Source organism: Thermococcus atlanticus, assembly GCF_054657855.1.
On record NZ_BAAHXX010000001.1, the window covers coordinates 954,388 to 970,543 of the forward strand.

Annotated in this window: 21 protein-coding genes; 7 read left to right on the forward strand and 14 right to left on the reverse strand. The window is 48.7% G+C overall.

The genetic code is table 11. The annotated features are described in order from the left end of the window. The first annotated feature begins 2 nt into the window (after nt 1-2). Both ACYQ27_RS05030 and ACYQ27_RS05035 read left to right on the forward strand, forming a co-directional pair. Nucleotides 3-1,085, forward strand: coding sequence for an acetylornithine/succinylornithine family transaminase (locus ACYQ27_RS05030; protein ID WP_460041800.1), 1,083 nt, complete (start codon nt 3-5; stop codon nt 1,083-1,085). Beyond that, nucleotides 1,078-2,058 (forward strand): [LysW]-lysine hydrolase, encoded by a 981-nt coding sequence (locus ACYQ27_RS05035; protein WP_460041149.1) that lies wholly within the window; start codon nt 1,078-1,080, stop codon nt 2,056-2,058. Before ACYQ27_RS05030 ends, ACYQ27_RS05035 begins: the two co-directional genes overlap by 8 nt. Here the strand turns inward: ACYQ27_RS05035 and ACYQ27_RS05040 are convergent. From ACYQ27_RS05040 to ACYQ27_RS05085, 10 genes are read right to left on the reverse strand one after another with little or no spacing between them, the layout of a single operon-like run. Beyond that, a complete protein-coding gene (locus ACYQ27_RS05040; RefSeq protein WP_460041150.1) occupies nt 2,044-2,772 on the reverse strand; it encodes an HAD family hydrolase in 729 nt (242 codons plus the stop codon). The two genes, ACYQ27_RS05035 and ACYQ27_RS05040, sit on opposite strands and share 15 nt — an antisense overlap. Beyond that, nucleotides 2,769-3,776, reverse strand: a complete 1,008-nt coding sequence (gene hisC, locus ACYQ27_RS05045; protein ID WP_460041801.1) for a histidinol-phosphate transaminase — start codon at nt 3,774-3,776, stop codon at nt 2,769-2,771. The genes ACYQ27_RS05040 and hisC overlap by 4 nt, the downstream gene beginning before the upstream one ends. A gap of 2 nt (nt 3,777-3,778) precedes the next feature. After that, nucleotides 3,779-4,414, reverse strand: a complete 636-nt coding sequence (gene hisIE / locus ACYQ27_RS05050; protein WP_460041151.1) for a bifunctional phosphoribosyl-AMP cyclohydrolase/phosphoribosyl-ATP diphosphatase HisIE — start codon at nt 4,412-4,414, stop codon at nt 3,779-3,781. After that, complete coding sequence (hisF, locus tag ACYQ27_RS05055; protein WP_460041152.1) at nt 4,398-5,153, reverse strand: imidazole glycerol phosphate synthase subunit HisF; 756 nt, start codon at nt 5,151-5,153, stop codon at nt 4,398-4,400. Before hisF ends, hisIE begins: the two co-directional genes overlap by 17 nt. Before the next feature lies 1 nt (nt 5,154). Beyond that, nucleotides 5,155-5,844 carry a 1-(5-phosphoribosyl)-5-((5-phosphoribosylamino)methylideneamino)imidazole-4-carboxamide isomerase gene (hisA, locus tag ACYQ27_RS05060; protein ID WP_460041153.1) on the reverse strand — a complete coding sequence of 230 codons (690 nt, stop codon included), beginning with the start codon at nt 5,842-5,844 and terminating at the stop codon, nt 5,155-5,157. A gap of 1 nt (nt 5,845) precedes the next feature. After that, a complete protein-coding gene (gene hisH, locus ACYQ27_RS05065) occupies nt 5,846-6,436 on the reverse strand; it encodes an imidazole glycerol phosphate synthase subunit HisH (RefSeq protein ID WP_460041154.1) in 591 nt (196 codons plus the stop codon). Further along, entirely contained in the window at nt 6,436-6,969 is a 534-nt protein-coding gene (gene hisB, locus ACYQ27_RS05070) for an imidazoleglycerol-phosphate dehydratase HisB (protein ID WP_460041155.1), read from the reverse strand. Before hisB ends, hisH begins: the two co-directional genes overlap by 1 nt. Continuing rightward, complete coding sequence (gene hisD / locus ACYQ27_RS05075; RefSeq protein ID WP_460041156.1) at nt 6,966-8,099, reverse strand: histidinol dehydrogenase; 1,134 nt, start codon at nt 8,097-8,099, stop codon at nt 6,966-6,968. The genes hisB and hisD overlap by 4 nt, the downstream gene beginning before the upstream one ends. After that, complete coding sequence (hisG, locus tag ACYQ27_RS05080; RefSeq protein ID WP_456453665.1) at nt 8,089-8,706, reverse strand: ATP phosphoribosyltransferase; 618 nt, start codon at nt 8,704-8,706, stop codon at nt 8,089-8,091. The genes hisD and hisG overlap by 11 nt, the downstream gene beginning before the upstream one ends. Next, entirely contained in the window at nt 8,703-9,596 is an 894-nt protein-coding gene (locus ACYQ27_RS05085) for an ATP phosphoribosyltransferase regulatory subunit (protein WP_460041157.1), read from the reverse strand. Before ACYQ27_RS05085 ends, hisG begins: the two co-directional genes overlap by 4 nt. Before the next feature lie 508 nt (nt 9,597-10,104). Here ACYQ27_RS05085 and ACYQ27_RS05090 point away from each other — a divergent pair. Further along, a complete protein-coding gene (locus tag ACYQ27_RS05090; RefSeq protein ID WP_460041802.1) occupies nt 10,105-10,629 on the forward strand; it encodes a ferritin-like domain-containing protein in 525 nt (174 codons plus the stop codon). A gap of 25 nt (nt 10,630-10,654) precedes the next feature. On the opposite strand, the gene ACYQ27_RS05095 is transcribed toward ACYQ27_RS05090, so the two are convergent. Continuing rightward, nucleotides 10,655-11,182 carry a GNAT family N-acetyltransferase gene (locus ACYQ27_RS05095; RefSeq protein ID WP_460041803.1) on the reverse strand — a complete coding sequence of 176 codons (528 nt, stop codon included), beginning with the start codon at nt 11,180-11,182 and terminating at the stop codon, nt 10,655-10,657. A gap of 90 nt (nt 11,183-11,272) precedes the next feature. On the opposite strand from ACYQ27_RS05095, the gene ACYQ27_RS05100 reads away from it, so the two are divergent. From ACYQ27_RS05100 to ACYQ27_RS05115, 4 genes are all read left to right on the forward strand, one after another. Then, a complete protein-coding gene (locus ACYQ27_RS05100; RefSeq protein ID WP_456394566.1) occupies nt 11,273-11,737 on the forward strand; it encodes a peroxiredoxin in 465 nt (154 codons plus the stop codon). Between the two features lie 18 nt (nt 11,738-11,755). After that, nucleotides 11,756-12,232: a ferritin family protein gene (locus ACYQ27_RS05105; RefSeq protein WP_456453663.1), complete on the forward strand. Its 477-nt coding sequence runs from the start codon at nt 11,756-11,758 to the stop codon at nt 12,230-12,232. A gap of 77 nt (nt 12,233-12,309) precedes the next feature. Further along, nucleotides 12,310-13,347, forward strand: coding sequence for an encapsulin (locus ACYQ27_RS05110; protein WP_456394564.1), 1,038 nt, complete (start codon nt 12,310-12,312; stop codon nt 13,345-13,347). 94 nt (nt 13,348-13,441) lie between these two features. Beyond that, on the forward strand, nt 13,442-14,245 hold the full coding sequence (locus ACYQ27_RS05115) for an alpha/beta fold hydrolase (RefSeq protein ID WP_460041158.1): 804 nt from the start codon (nt 13,442-13,444) through the stop codon (nt 14,243-14,245). Nucleotides 14,246-14,757: 512 nt separating this feature from the next. Here ACYQ27_RS05115 and ACYQ27_RS05120 read toward each other — a convergent pair. The 3 genes from ACYQ27_RS05120 to ACYQ27_RS05130 all read right to left on the reverse strand — a co-directional run bounded on the left by ACYQ27_RS05120 (nt 14,758) and on the right by ACYQ27_RS05130 (nt 16,124). Further along, on the reverse strand, nt 14,758-15,027 hold the full coding sequence (locus tag ACYQ27_RS05120; protein WP_456394562.1) for an iron-sulfur cluster assembly protein: 270 nt from the start codon (nt 15,025-15,027) through the stop codon (nt 14,758-14,760). An 88-nt stretch (nt 15,028-15,115) separates the two neighbouring features. Then, nucleotides 15,116-15,475, reverse strand: a complete 360-nt coding sequence (locus ACYQ27_RS05125; protein WP_456453673.1) for an iron-sulfur cluster assembly protein — start codon at nt 15,473-15,475, stop codon at nt 15,116-15,118. Beyond that, complete coding sequence (locus ACYQ27_RS05130; RefSeq protein WP_456453662.1) at nt 15,453-16,124, reverse strand: hypothetical protein; 672 nt, start codon at nt 16,122-16,124, stop codon at nt 15,453-15,455. The genes ACYQ27_RS05125 and ACYQ27_RS05130 overlap by 23 nt, the downstream gene beginning before the upstream one ends. Nucleotides 16,125-16,156: the final 32 nt, after the last annotated feature.

Below are 16,156 nucleotides of genomic sequence, written 5' to 3' on the forward strand. Positions count from 1 at the left end.
AGATGAATCTTTACAGAAAAAGACTGAAGCTCATTAAGGGGAAAGGCGTCTATGTTTGGGACGAAGATGGAAACCAATACCTCGATGCCATAGCTGGAATTGGCGTGGCTATACTGGGGCACTCAAATGAAGAGCTGGCGAGTGCAATAAGCGAGCAGATGAAAAAGCTTGTGGTTGCCGGCCCCATGTTCCATCACGAGGAGAAAGATGAAGCCCTAGAGGAACTCTCCAGATTCCTCAGCTTTGAATATGCCTATTTTGGAAATTCCGGAACTGAGGCCGTTGAAGCAGCTTTAAAGTTTGCCCGCCTTTATACCGGTAGAAAAGAGATAATAGCAATGACAAAAGCCTTTCATGGGAGAACATTTGGCTCTCTAAGTGCAACCTGGAAGAAAAAATACAGGGAAGGGTTTGAGCCGTTAGTCCCGGGCTTTAAGCACATCCCCTTTAACAATGTTGAAGCCGCAAAAGCTGCCATAAGTAAAGAAACCGCCGCTGTGATAGTTGAACCGATCCAAGGAGAAGGTGGAATAATTCCCGCAAAAGAGGAGTTTATCAAAACCTTACGGGATTTAACCCAAGATAAGGGAGCTTTGCTAATAGTTGATGAGGTTCAAAGCGCCTTTAGAACTGGGAAGTTCCTTGCAATAGAACACTACAAAGTTCAACCAGATATAGTTGCAATGGGCAAGGGGTTGGCAAATGGAATTCCAGTTGGAGTAGCACTAACCAACTTCGACATCCCGAGAGGAAAACACGGCTCAACTTTTGGAGGAAATCCTCTCGCCTGCAAGGCAATGGCAACGACATTGAAGATTTTGAGGAGAGAAAAGCTCATAGAGAAAGCCAAGGAGAAGGGCATAATTGTAGAAGGAGACAAAGTAATAATGACGAGAGGTAAAGGTTTGATGCTCGGAGTTCTTTTGAAGGAAAATGCGGGAAAATACGTGGAAATGCTCCAAGAGAGGGGATTATTGGTAAACACCGCCGGGAACAGGGTGATCAGGCTTTTACCTCCACTGATAATTACAAAGGAGCAGATGCTCCGGGTCAAAGAAACCGTTGAGGGTGTGCTTAATGATTAGCGAAGAGGAGAAAATTGAGTTTTTGAAAGAGCTTGTTGGCATCTACAGCCCAAGCGGCGGAGAGGGAGATGTGGCCAGGTTCCTAATGGAGAGTTTCGAAAGTTTTGGCGTCGAGGCATACATTGATGAAGTGGGAAACGTCATAGCAGAAAAGGAAGGAAAAGGAAGCAGAATACTTCTGGCCGGCCACATGGATACCGTCCCTGGTATAATCCCCGTCCGGGTAGAGGATAACTATCTGTGGGGAAGGGGGAGTGTTGATGCCAAAGGACCTTTGGCAACTTTCTTTTTTGCATTCACTGAAAGCAAGGCAAATTTAATTTTCGCTGGCCTGGTCGATGAAGAAGGATTTTCAAAAGGTGCCAGAAATTTGAATATTCCAGAGCCAGATTTTATAATTATTGGGGAGCCGAGCGGCTTTGACGGGGTTACAATCGCTTATAAGGGAAGTTTAACCGTGAAGTTTGTGGAGGAGGTTGAGAAATTCCATGGGAGTTTAAGCTCAAAAGGAGCCGCGGAAAAGTTAATCGAAAAGTGGCTCGAAATAAGCAGAAATTTTGGTGAAGGTTTTAATAAGCCAAGCGGGAGGATTTTGAGATTTGAGGCCTATGAGAGGGATTTTGACTTTTACGGAGAGATGATAATTAATATCAGAACACCTACTGGCTATGAAGCCCCGATTGAAGGAGAAATTTTAGATTCTGTTCCCGCTTATGAGGTATCCACAAAAAGTCCGCTGGTTAGGGCTTTTGTTAGGGCTATAAGAAAAAATGGTGCAAAACCAAGGCTGAAAAAGAAGAGCGGAACAGCGGATATGAACATCCTGGCTCCTAGATTTGGGGTCGATGCGGTAGCTTATGGTCCAGGCGATTCCAAATTGGATCATACCCCCTATGAACGCTTAAACTTGGGAGAATACCTGAAAGCGATGGAGGTATTAAAAACGGCTTTGAGGGAATTAAAAGGAGTTTAAAATCTCTTCCAATGCATCATTCACGTCCCGCGCATCCCTGCCGACCATCAAAAAGCCAAAGTCCTTTCCATACGCTTTTTTGTAGTTCTCCACCAAAAGGCCGTCGTTCACAGTGTCACCGATATAAACCCCGCTCTCTCCCTTAACCAGGTGCCAGAGCGCCATGGGGTCCGGCTTTACATAGAGCTCCCTCGTTACGGCATTCTCAAAGTGGAACCCTATGAGCTCCTCGGCCAGTTTGAGCTCAAGCGCACTCCTCCCCGTCACAACGCCGAGCTTAAACCTTTCTCCAGCTTTTTCAAGGAGCTCCCTCCTTACGATGGGTCTCTCCCTCTTCCAGAGGCCGTCGAAATCAAAGGCTCTCCCTTTAAAGCGCTCGCCCAGGTAAAAGGTGTTGAAAACCCTTTCGATTTCATCAGGTTTAACAATGGTTCCTAACCGTTTTCTTATCCATTCTATGCCTTCTCCTTCCAGAAAGCGCTCAACGAGTTCTTCCACATCGCCGCTCACTGCAAATGCTATTAAGGCTTCGCTGACCTTAAAGTCATCCCCGAATGCCCCTTTTCTCCTCAGCTTCCTTATGATTTCCAAGTCAATTTCCCTTTCCCTGCCGAGCTCCCTCAGGAAGTGCTCAACTGTCAGCTTTGTTGCTAGGTCGTAGCTCTCGCTCACATCTATGAGAACGCCGTCAACGTCGAAGATAATCCACTTCATTGCTCGGCCTCCAAAAACTCCTTCAACGCTTTAATAAGCTCGTCGTTCTCTTCCTTTTTGCCGACGGTTACCCTTATGTGCCCCTTTAACCGCCCGCCGAGCCTCCTCACAACAATTCCCCTCTCAAGGAGGAACTCATAGGCGTCCAGGCGCATGAGCAGGAAGTTTGCCTCGCTTGGATAGGCGTAATCCCTGAACTCTTTATAGATGCGCTCGCGCTCTTTAATTATGTAATTGATGTTCTGTTTAACCAGATCATAGTTGTTTAACATCACCTTAGCAGTTATCATTGTAAGCACATTCAGACTGAAGGGTGACTTTATGCGATATAGTGCATCAACAATTTCTTCGCTTGCCAACATATATCCAACTCTCGCCCCAGCTAGGCTGAATGCTTTTGAAAATGTTCTGAGTATTATGAGGTTCTCATATTGATCGAGCAGGTCAATGCAGCTTTTTCCTGAAAACTCCGCGTATGCCTCATCTACAACAACCGCAACGCCGGTATCAAGAACCTTAAGTATTTCTTCCCTTGGCTGAACATTTCCAGTTGGGTTGTTCGGAGAGGCTATGAAAACAATGCTCGCTTTTTCAGCTTTTTCAGCAATTTCATCGCCGTTCATAATGAATCCTTCATTAAGGGGAACTTCTACGACAGGAATTTCATTCAGCTTTGCATAAAATTCATACATACCAAATGTTGGGGCAGTTACTACAACGTAATCTCCCTCGAAGAGTTTGATAAGATCGCTTATTAGCTCATCCGCACCGTTTCCTACAGCAATGTTTTCCGGGCTAAGCCCATAGAACTCTGCTATAGCCTCTCTCAGGGGCATTGAGGTTATGTGAGGATAGCGGTTGAAGCTTAGCTTTCTAAGCTCTTCGAAGAGCTCTTCCTTAATCCCCGTCGGCAGGTCGAAGGGGTTCTCGTTCTTATCGAGCCAGATTCTGTAGTCCCCCTCTAAAACCCTGTACGGCTCAAAGCCCTTAACCACCTCACTAATCCTCACCTTCTCCGCCTCCTCAGTTCGCCCGTAACTTCGCCGAGGCTTATGTCATTATACGCCAGCAAAACCAGCAGATGGTAGAGCAAATCGGCCGTTTCGTAAATTATCCTCTCCCTTCCTTCTGCAACAAGAACTTCCACCGCCTCTTCCCCAAATTTCTTGTATATCTCCTCCTTCCCCTCTCTGAACAGCTTTGAGGTGTATGAACCCTCGACGGGCTTTTCTTTTCTCTGTTTTATAAGTTCCTCAAGCTCCCTCAGCACCGTTAGAGAGTAGTCTATCCCGCCAACCGTTTTTTCAGGCTCCCCCAGTTTCCTGTAGAAGCAGGAGTAGTTGCCGGTGTGGCAGGCTGCACCAACCTGCTCAACTATCAAAAGCAAAGCGTCGCTGTCGCAGTCTATTCTTATCTCCTTCACCTTTTGGACGTTCCCGCTGACCTCCCCCTTCATCCTGATTCTCTTCTGGCTCCTTGAGTAGTAATGGGCATAGCCCGTCTCAAGTGTCTTTTTCAAAGCTTCCTCGTTCATATAGGCTAAAGTCAAAACTTCCCCATCAACGCTCTGCACAATTACCGGGACAATCCCGTTGTTCTTCCTCCAGTCAATCTGATTTATAAGCTCACTCAAGCCTGACATTCACACCCCTCCCCGCCAGATACTCCTTGAGCTCCCTAACCGTGTATTTCCCATAGTGGAAGATTGATGCGGCCAGAGCCGCGCTTGCGCCGATTTTAAACGCCTCATAGAAGTGCTCCGGGCTTCCGGCACCCCCGGAGGCAATAACTGGAATATCAACGGCTTCGACTATTGCTTTAGTTAGGGGTATGTCAAAGCCCTCCTGCGTTCCGTCCGTGTCCATTGAGGTGAGCAGAATCTCGCCGGCTCCAAGTTTTTCAACCTCCTTTGCCCACTCCACAGCATCCATCCCTCTCGCCTTCCTCCCGCCGTGAGTGTAGACCTCCCAGAACTTCCCGTTCCACTTTGCGTCAATTGCTATGACCAGATTTGCACTCCCGACGACCTCCGCCGTCTCCCTGACGAGCTCCGGGTTATCAACTGCCGCCGTATTGAGAAAAACTTTATCTGCTCCGCTCTTTATTATCTCCCTGATCTCCTCAACGCTCTTAATCCCGCCTCCAACGGTGAAGGGGACGTAAATCTCCTCCGCAATGCGCTTCACCAAATCGAATAGAATTCTTCTTTTCTCGTAAGATGCCGTAATGTCGAGGAATACTATCTCGTCTATCCCCTCCTCCTCGTAGCGCTTCGCCAGCTCTACTGGATCTCCAGCGTCGCGAATGTTCTGAAACTTTATTCCCTTAACAACTCTCCCTTCCCTTATGTCCAGAGCCGCGATAATCCTCTTAGCCAACATCTCAATCACCCAAGACATTTAACAGCTCTTCTAAAGTAACCTTGCCCTCATAAAGGGCTTTTCCAACTATTGCGCCAGAAAATCCAATCTCTTTAAGCTTCAGCACATCCCCAACGCTTGAGACGCCGCCGGCATAGATGAACTCCTCTCTACCCCAGAAGCGCTCTATCCTTTCAATTCCCGTCAGTGTGCCGTCCTTCTCAATTGCCGTGTAGATGAACCTGTCAACGTACTTTTTGAGCATCCCGTAAGCCTCTTCAACGGTTATGGAGCTCTCCTCCTCCCAGCCCTTCACCGCTATCCTTCCGCCTCTGGCATCTAAGCTAATAGTAATTCCTTCAAAATCTTCTGTTATCCATTCTAAAAACTCCAGATCAAAGGCCTTCGTTCCTATTATGACGTTCTCAACGCCTATTGAGTAGGCCTCCGCTATGCTTTCGTAGGAGCGGAAGCCTCCCCCCAACTGAACCTTCAATCCGGTTTCCTCTATTATCCTCCTCACGCCGTCGAGGTTTTGGGGCTTTCCTTCAAAGGCTCCGTCAAGGTCAACGATGTGGATTCTGTCCACAAGCCCGGCAAAACCCTTAGCTATCTCTACCGGGTCTCCATAAACCTTCACGCTCTCCTTCCTGCCCTTATAAAGGCGCACGGCCTTTCCATTCATTAAATCAATCGCTGGATAAACCCTCATCTCAAAGCCCCCTGAAGTTCTTTAAAAGCCTCAATCCGTTTTTGCTCGACTTTTCCGGGTGGAACTGAACCCCGAAGACATTATCCTTACAGACCGCCGACGTAAAGACCACTTCATTCCCTTTCGAGTGATAATCCGTAACTCCCGCGACTATGCCGCCGTCTTTGGGAGTTACATAGTAGGAGTGGACAAAGTAGAAGTAAGCCCCGTCCTTTATGCCTTCAAAGAGCCTGCATTCTTTCTTCTGCCACACCTGATTCCATCCGATGTGCGGCGTTCTGACGCCTCTAAAGCGCACAACTTTGCCTTCAAACACGCCAAGCCCCCTGCTTCCCGGGCTTTCCTCGCTCTCTTCAAAGAGCAGCTGAAGTCCAAGGCATATGCCGAGGAACGGCTTCCCGTCGTTTATGGCATCCAGGATGACCCCCCTTAGCGGCTCAAGCCTCTCCATTACAGCCCCGAAGTTTCCAACGCCGGGCAAAACTATTTTTTCGGCCCTCTCAATCTCGTAGGGGTCGCTCGTGATCACTCCACCTAAAGCTTTTCTCACGTTGGCCAGGTTACCAATCCCTAAATCAACTATCGCTATCACTACAGCACCCCCTTGGTGCTCTCCAGACGCTCACTTTCGCTTAAAGCCAGCCTTAGGGCAACACCGAGCCCCTTAAATACCGCCTCGATGACGTGGTGGGCATTCACCCCACCCAGTTGCTTCACGTGTATGGTGGCGTTGAGGCTCCTCGCCAGGGCCCATAGGAACTCCCTAACCAATGTGAGCTCAAATCCCTCCTCGCTCTCCTCCGGAGCGAGCTCAACGCTGGCATAGGCTCTTCCCGATATGTCGACCGCAACGAGCACGAGAGCATCGTCCATGGGCATTATTGCATTCCCAAAGCGCGCTATCTTTTTGCCCTTAATTTTCTCCCTGAGCTCCTCCCCGAGCGTAATGGCCAAGTCCTCCCAGAGGTGGTGCCTTAAATCATAGTTCGCCTTGATGCTGACATTTTGCTGCATGTAAAAGAATAAAGCGGTAAGGAGGTGGTCAAAGACCCTATCGCCGGTCTTTATTCCTCCCGCACTGCCGAGCTCAACGGTTATGTCCGTTTCCTTTGTTTTGCGTCTCATCTTCTCACCTCCATGCTCCTCCTGTGCTGCTCCATGCCCTCTATCTCCGCCAGGCGAATTCCCAAATACCTCTCTTGCAAAAACTCCTCCCTGCTCACGTAGGCCAGGCTTATCCTCTTCATGAAGTCCATGACCGTTAAAACGCCGCTGAACCTGGCCGCTCCGCCCGTTGGGAGGACGTGATTTACGCCGAGGAAGTAGTCCGCCGCTGGAACGGGTGTGTATTCCCCAAGATAAATTGCCCCGGCATTTTCTATTAAGTCCACCAACTTCAGGGGCTCCTTTGTGATTATTTCAAGGTGCTCCGGAGCTATTTCGTTGGCTTTTTGGGCACACTCCTCTAGGCTTTCGCACAAAACGACCTCAACGCCCTCCTTATTGCAGTATTCCGCTAATTCCTTTGAAGTCGTGAGGAGCCATGCCTTTGAGTCCTTCCCGTGCTCCAGCTGGGAGAGCAGGTCCGCAAGGACATAGTCTTTATTCGCGCTTTCATCGGCTATGATGGCTATCTCCGATGGCCCGGCCAGGCTGTCTATTCCCACGACACCGAAGACCTGCCTCTTTGCCTCGTTCACGAACTTGTTGCCCGGCCCAAAGATTTTGTCCACCCTCTTCATCCCAATGCCGTAGGCCATCGCCGCTATAGCCTGAATTCCGCCGAGCTTGTAAACCTCCCTAATGCCGAGGAGCTTTGCGACGTAGAGGACGTAGGGGTTGATTTTGCCGTTTTTGGGCGGTATTGCAACGGCTATCTCCCTAACGCCGGCTATCCTTGCAGGAACCGCGGTCATTATGAGCGATGAGGGGAGGGGCTTTCCTCCGGGGACGTAGATTCCGACCCTCCTGATCGGCCTGTAGATTATGCCGTAAAGCGATGCGTTCTTTATGTAGAGCTTATCATTTTCAAGCTGCCTCTCGTGGTACTCCCTGATGCGCTCGATGGTCCTCGCGATTATCCGCTTATCCTCCTCCGGGATCAGCCTCTCGGCCTCTTCGAACTCCTCCTCACTCACAGGGAACTCCCCATCGTAGCCGTCAAACTTCCTTGAGTACTCCCTAACGGCCTCAATGCCCCTCTCCCTGATATCCCTCAATACATCCCCAACATATTTCTCCAGATCAAACGTCATTCCTACCAGCCTCCTTAAGCTTTAAAACGAGCCGGTTTATCTCCTCAAACTTAACCTTTTGAGAGACCCTGTTGACCAGAAGCAGGGCGGAAACGTCCATTATCTTCTCGACCTCAACCAGACCGTTTGCCCTTAGCGTGTTCCCCGTTTCGACTATGTCAACGATGGCATCAGCAATCCCGATTTTTGGGGCGAGCTCTATGCTCCCGTGGAGCTTTATTACCTCAACATCCACCCCCCTTCTTTCAAAGAACTTCCTTGCAATGTTTGGATATTTCGTGGCGATCCTGAAGCCCTCCATATCTTCGATTTCGGTGAGGCTTTCCGCGGGCATGGCCAGGCTCAGGCGGCACTTTCCAAAGGGCAGTTCAAGGGGGATAAGAACGTCGCTCTCCCTCTCCTCGACCACGTCGCTTCCGGCTATGCCAACATCCACCCCGTGCTCAACATAAACCGGCACATCAAAGGATCTTGCAAGGAGAAGCTCGTACTTCCCGTTTTTTACTATCAGCTCCCTGTTTTCTGGAGGTTTTAGCTCAACCCCTGCTTTCCTCAGGATTTCGAGGGATCCTTTGAACAGCCTTCCCTTTGGAAGAACGAACCTCATTCTCCCACCTCCACAGGAATACCGAGCTTTACGAGCTCCCTTGCAAGCCTGTATGCCTCCCTCAGATCCCCGCTCACTTTCTTCCGGCTCTTCTCCATTTTTCTGCCGTCGAAGAGCTTCGAGAGGGCGTTCAGGTCAAAGGCAAATCCAAAGGCATCGGTTCCCTTGAAAGTGTATTCCCCTCCTCCCCCAAGGGGCTTTCCAAGTCTGGGAGAGTATATCTCAAAAATTATGTCCCTGTAGTAGGGGAGGGGCCTTATAGTGCCGAAGTCTATGAAGACCCGCTCATCATCCACCGCATCAACAATCTCGTTGAGCTTCCCGTATCTGCATCTTTTTCCGCGGAAGTTGAAGAGACGCCAGAGCTCCTCCTTCTTCTCCCCACCAATCGGCAGCCTCTCGATTATTCCGAAGTTTCTCCTCGTCAGTGCTTCGAACACCTCCCCCCTGAATTCCTCGATGCCCTCCATTGAGTCTTCCCAGACCTTCAGACTCCCGACATCAATGTAGAAGTCCTCAATGCCCAGTGCCTCAAGGGATGTTATGGCAGTCAAAAGCACCTCAACCTGCATTTGGATGTCTTTTCCTCCAATAAACTCAACCCCCGCCTGCCATTTTCCCCTAATCCCTCCGTTCAGAACTTCGCTTATGTAGTAAAGCTTCATCCTCCTCGGCTCCTTGAGGTTTGCGAGTATCTGCGACGTCAGATCAGGCTTTATTACATAGAAACCGTTGTTGTATGCAAACTTCGTGCCTTTCCTTAAGTTCCCGCTGAACTCCTCCACCGCGGGAAGGAACACCTCCCTGTATCCCCAGAGCTCGAATGTGCGCCTTAAATACTTCGTAATATCCGCCAATCTCCCTGATTCCGAAAATAAATCCTTTCTCACACTAATCCCTCCAAAACCTGTGATGAAAATGTCCCCTCGATGATAGAGGCTGGGCTGAATACGGTAGAACAGTCAATGATGATGGCAGTAGCTCACCAGAAGGGTGGATGTCTCCACAAAGCTCGTCCGGGTGCATACATCTTTCAGTCTTCCTGCAGTATTCTTTCCTTTCATATCGATTCCCTCCTTCCTGAGAAAGAAGAATGTGTGCAGGGGTATTTAAACTTATCCGGAAGTTTTTTGTCTAAACATCATCCAATCTGATGATTGCTGCATACCTTAGTTCCTATGGGCTCGGAATTTGAATTTTTGACCGGCCGAAGATCCGCTTTATCTTGGGTTTGAATGAGACCCCTCAAACCTCCCCCCGCAAAGGGAGGAGGTCAGTGTGTTCTCATGTGAGAATGCCTGCAAGGATTCATCCACCCGCAGAATGTTCAGGACATGGGAAAGTCTAATTTCCGAAAGTGTTAATAAACTTAAAATCGAGGTATATATGGTGATGTCAATGGAAGTAACCGATAAAGAAGTTTTTGAGATTGCCGCCAGTGCGGAGATCAGAGCAAAGGAGGCCTACGAGAAGCTGGCTTCTATGGTTAAGAGCGACATAATACGGGATGAGATTCTATTCCTGGCCAGAGAGGAGGATAAGCACAGGGGGATAATCGAGAAGATGGCCGAGAGGTTCATCGGGGAGAGAACAGAGCCCAGGAAGATAGACATAGAAATAATGGGGGAGTTCAAGGTAATAGCGGAAAAGATGGGGGAGGCTATAAAGAAGCCCGACATTAACGTGGATGAAATCTACGAGGTTGCCATGGAGGCCGAAGTCGTGAGCGAAAAGCTTTACAGGGAGCTTGCGGGCTACGCCGCAACAGAAAAGACCCGCCTGATCCTTGAGATGCTCGGTGATATGGAGAGGAACCACTATAACATCATAAGGAAGCAATACGAGTACATAACACGCTATCCTGAGCTCTACAGGGAGGAGTTCTACGACCAGCTGATGAAGGACATAAACTTCAACTTCTGAGCCTGTTCTGTTTTTCTTTTCTGCTTCATCCGTACCTCAGCACCACGAACTCCCTGTAGTCCATGACCTTGGTGAAGCCCTTTCTTATATAATATGAATAAGCTTCAAGCTCGGGGAAGGTTATCACGTATGCATCCCTTCCAAGTTCGGCGAGCCTGTTAATGGCAAAGTTGAGGAGCCTTGATCCATGCCCCTTTCCCCTGTAAGCGGGGTCGACCATGAAGAACTCTATCAGACCGGTCTTTTCGTTCTTTATCTCCTCCGGCACCCACCAGACGTCCTTTCCTTCGAGGTTGTAGACTAAGGCTACGGTTCCAACGAGCTTTCCATCATCGTCCCTCAGAACGTACAGCTCATCGAACTCCTTCTCAAGTCTGAACTCAAGGAAGGGCTCGTAAACTTTCCTGAACCCCTCGAAATCGTCCGTTGATGGCTTGTTCTCCACCCATTCAAGGGCGGGGTATGCCCCCCTGGTGCCCTGATAGACCCGGAAGACAAACCTGATGAGCTCCTCTTTAAATTCAGGAGGATTTTCAACCCTGACAGCTTCCATTCTCATCCCCACTGTATTTCCCGCCCAGGAGTTTTAAGCCTTGTCCGAAAGGTTTATGAATTAGGGAAACCTAATTATTTGGGTGATAGCGTGGACTATCTTAAGATTAGGATTCTCGATGAGGATGGAACCGAGAAGCCCTTGAAGGATATAGTTCTCGGAAGGTGGACGATCCTCTACTTCTATCCCAAGGATAACACGCCTGGCTGTACCACAGAGGCCAAGGAATTTACCGAGCTTTTGCCCGAGTTTGAAAGGCTTGGTTTCCAGGTGATAGGCATTTCGAGGGATTCACCTAAAAGTCACACCCGCTTCAGAGAGAGGCATCATCTGAAAGTCAGACTCATCAGCGACCCGAACGCCGAGCTCCATAGGACTTTGGGTGCATGGGGGAAGAAGAAGCGCTATGGAAGGGAGTATGAGGGGACAATTAGGAGCACATTCATACTGAATCCCAAAGGAGAGATAGTCTGGAAGAAGATAAACGTGCGCGCCAAAGGTCATGCAGCCAATGTTCTTGAGGAATCCAAAAGGCTAATTAGTGGAGGGAACTAATTTAAGTACGGTGATATTATGGACGAACTCGAAGCGCTGGTTCTGGCACTTGAGGTTGAGAAGGCGGAGATGAGGTTCTATCTTGAGATGACAGGGAAGGCGGAGGATGAAAGGGCGAAAAAGATGTTCCTGTTTCTGGCAAAGGAGGAAGCTAAGCACCGGGATATATTTGAGGGCAAGCTCATGGAGAAGATTGCGGAGAAGTGCAGGCTTCCCGCTGTGAACGAGGAGTTCCTCAAAAAGCTAACCCCAACATACGAGGGGACTCTCAGCGAGGTTAAAGCCGTTGAGCTCGGCATGGAGCAGGAAAAGCTCACATGGGAGTTCTATGAAAAAGCCACGGTAGAGGCGGAGGATGAAGATGTTAGGGAGGTTTTCCACGAGCTCGCAAGAATAGAAAAGGCACACTACGAGCTCTTGAGGGCACAGTATGACTCAGTAATGAAGACAGGGATATGGATGAACTATCAGGACTTCAGCCTTGAGGTGGATTGAGTCCATTTTCAGAACTTTCTATGTTTTTAGGGAAAACCTTATTAACATGTCGCTCGAACATTAAAATGGTGATTTAAATGCTCGGGTTGAACCCGATTTCGATATCCCGTGAAAAACCGTTTTCGAAGGAAGAGACTGCACAGGCCCTCAGATGGGCTGCCATAGCAGAACTTGATGCCATAAACTTCTACGAGCAGTTTGCGATGCTGGTGGAAGATGAGAGAATAAAGAACGTCTTTCTGGATATTGCCCGGGAAGAGAAGGCCCATGTTGGCGAGTTCCTTGCTCTGTTGCTGAACATTGATCCGGAACAGGTTAGCGAGCTCAGGGATGGCTTTGAAGAGGTTGAGGAGATGACAGGAATAAAGACAGAACTTCCGGCGGGAGATGGGGCTGACGAAAAGCCGGACTACATGAACGTGCTCAGGGAGGCCCTCCTGGGAGCCGTTGAAAACGGGCGGGTGCTCCTTAAAGCCCTGCCGCGCACAAAAATGAAGGGTGCCCAGTCGTACAGGGTCGACGTCATAGAACACAAAGACGGCATCAGGGTCGTGAAGCAGGATTACAGACCGATACCACTCCTGTCCAAGAAGTTCTATATCGGGCTCAGGGAACTGGACGACGGCTCCTTTGACCCCGCCATTGCCGTGAAGGCCGGAGAGCTTCTGGTTAAGGATGAAGAGAGCCTGATAATAAGGGAGCTTATATCCTCCGACGTGAAGAAGGCGTCGCTTGGAGGATGGGAGAGCACGGAAGAGGCCCTTAACGACCTTATGAATGCCGTTCAGATGGTCGGAGAGGCATCATCGGGCCCGTTCGCCCTGATACTGAATCCCACGAGGTATGCAAAGCTTCTCCGTGTTCATGAAAAGGGCGGAAAAATGCTTGTGGAGGTTCTAAAACAGGTCTTCAGAGCAGGAATATTCGTGACCCCCAACATAGGGGAGAACGAAGTGGTGGTCTTTGCAAACACGCCCGCAGTCCTCGATGTGGTTATAGGACAGGACGTTGACCTGAAGGAGCTCGGTCCGGAGGGGGATGTTGTTGCATTCCTCGCCACGGAAGCTCTTGCCCTGAGGGTTAAGGATCCCGGTGCGGTTGTGGTTCTTAAGTAATTTCTTCTACTATTTAATTTATGAACACTCGAAAATAATGATATCGAAAATAATTTAATGGGAGGCATTGAAGATTTTAATGGGGGGGCCATCAATGCCATTCATATTTCGTTCGGATGTTAAGATTCATTTTCATGAAGCGGGAGAGGGCACTGCACTTATGTTTTTACACGGTTCTCCCGGTCAGATTAGTAACTGGAAGTACATACTCCCCTACTTCAAGAAAAATTATCGAGTTATTGCAATGGATTTAAGGGGGTACGGGAAGTCAGATAAGCCGGATTTTGTCTCCATTAGTGATTATATTGGGGATATTGATGCGATAAGAGAGGAACTTGGGATTAATGAAATGATTCTGATAGGGCATAGCTTTGGAACCCTACTCTCTCTCGAATATGCAGTCCGTCGTAAAGTTAAGGCCATGATTCTTATAAGTCCGGTTACCCATCTGGAAAAGCAGCTTATGGACTGGATAATAGAATATTTCCCTCCTATATTTTGGAAACCTCTCCTTTTTAGCAATAATTCACTGATGAGAAGGCTATATCGAAAGATGTTCTTCAGTCCTGCCACTCCAGATAAAGTATTCTACAGGTTTATGGTGGACAACATGGAATATATAGAATCTCTTCCTCCGCAGAGTTTCAGATATTTAATTTCACTTGTGGGGTATGATGCAAAGGCATCAGCGGAAAAAATTAAAGCACCAACTCTCATAATTGTAGGAGAAGACGATATAATCACGTCTCCAGAAGATGCTAAAATACTCCATCAATGGATTAAAGGGTCAAAGCTTGCTGTTATTCCTGATGCGGGTCATATGATACTTTATGAAAAGCCTGAAGAGATTTGTGACATAATTGAGGATTTCCTGGAGAATTTGAAGTTCGATAAATAACTCTTCCACTATTGAATAAACATAAGAGCGTTAGGGTGTCTAAAAGTTGGGGTTATTTTGTGAGTGTCATGCCTGAAGTGTTTGCATCGTCCGAGTGCATCTTTCGAAGACTTTACTCTTCCATCGTACAAACATAACAAGCTTAGACACACGTGTTCATGATTTTTCCCAAGCTCCAACTGACCTCATCCCCTTTTGAGAGAGGTTTGCGGGCCCGTTATCCCTCGAACGGTGCAACCCCTCTCAAACTCCAACTGCCCGAAGGATGCCTGTCAGCGTCCGTTTAAGGAACATGGTGAAAGCTCTCTAAGAGGACTCTTTTAGAGTCCCCACCACTCCAAAACTTAAAGGGCTTTTTGGTGATTTAAAATGCAGACTCAAGAATACTGGATTTCCTATGGGCTTTTAAAAGAAAAATCGTAAGGGGTAAAACGTTGCCTTCTTGAAGGATTACCGTTTTCACACCTCAACCAAAATCTACATTTTACAGCACGCTTTCTATCTGACTTAGATCATCCCTCCGCAAGCAGCAGTCCAATTTCGTTGTAGATTTTTATCCTATTAAACCCTTCTGCCTTTAAAGTCTCCACTATATCCCTCAGTATCTTGTTCTGCACGTTTATGGCCAGCATCTGGCAGAAGTGACACTCCGGTGTTGACCTGGCCATCAGAAGGAAAACCTCAACCTCGTCCCCGTTCACGGTTAGTCCATAGAGTAGCCCCTCATCGACTATGTTGACCTCGGTCTCGGGGTCATTGACCCCCTTCAGTATCTCCACCACTCCCTTCACTTCGGATGGAAGATCCTCCCGGGGCCCTCTCCGCGGGTTTTTCCTCCTCGGGGAGTGGAAAATACTGAAAAGCCCCAATTTACATCCCCTCTGAACTTATATCTTCAATTGTATATCCCTTCCTGTTTTCAAAAACACCGACCGCATTGTTTCTGAGGTCGTAGACGTAGACGTTCTGGAACCTCACGAGGGCAAACCTTTCCATTATATCTCCTATTATCCTGGAGTATGCTATCGCGCTCGCTCCCGTGATGTTGTACTCCGCATGGCTCTCGAAGTTGAGCCATATCTTGAGTGTATCCCCATTAACCTCAAGTCCCGCTATGACACCGGAGTCGAGGATGTCGCCCCCGGTGACTGGATCCCTTATCCCTGCGAGCTCATCCAGAACGGCCCGGTACTCCGGCGGCCAGTCCCTATCTTTCATGTAGACCTTCATCCATCTCACCCGGAGAACGCTCTGCATGCACGTTTAAAAGCTTTCCTGGCCATGTGTGCTCCACAGGGGACAGGTATATTGAGACAGCTATCCCCACCCATATTGTAACCGGCACCATGTAAAGGGCAACTATCGCCGCCTCCCGGATTCTAGGTGTCCCCCCTATAAGGTATCTCGTCCATGAGAAGAGAACCACCATCCATGATGCACCAACGAGCAGCTTTTCCCTCAGCTCTCCCGCAAGGCCACTGGATATCAGGGAGTTCATGAGAAGGAGAACCGCCAGAAACGGCCCTGCATACACGATGTCAACCGCAACCGTTGAGTGGTGTCCGGCCAGCAGCAGGCTCAGCAGGGTTGCGGATACCTGAAGCATCAGCCTCCCGCTCACCTTGACCACATCGCCGCTTGCGAGGGAGTATGCAACCAGAGCAGGCCCTGTCAGAATCAGGACGGTAAGGAGGCTGTTTGCAGCTTCCCTGAAGAGGACAACACCTGTGAATCCTCCGGCCGTCATGAGGCCTCCCAGCACCAGAAGAAGTGATGGCTGCCTGTCCGTCCGCCTGAATATCAGCCATGTGAGCACGATTCCGAGAAGCGTTAATATCCCTATAAAACTCATTGTGATATCATACCAAAATTCCGGCATATTTCTTCAGCATCCGTGTTTTTATATCAGTT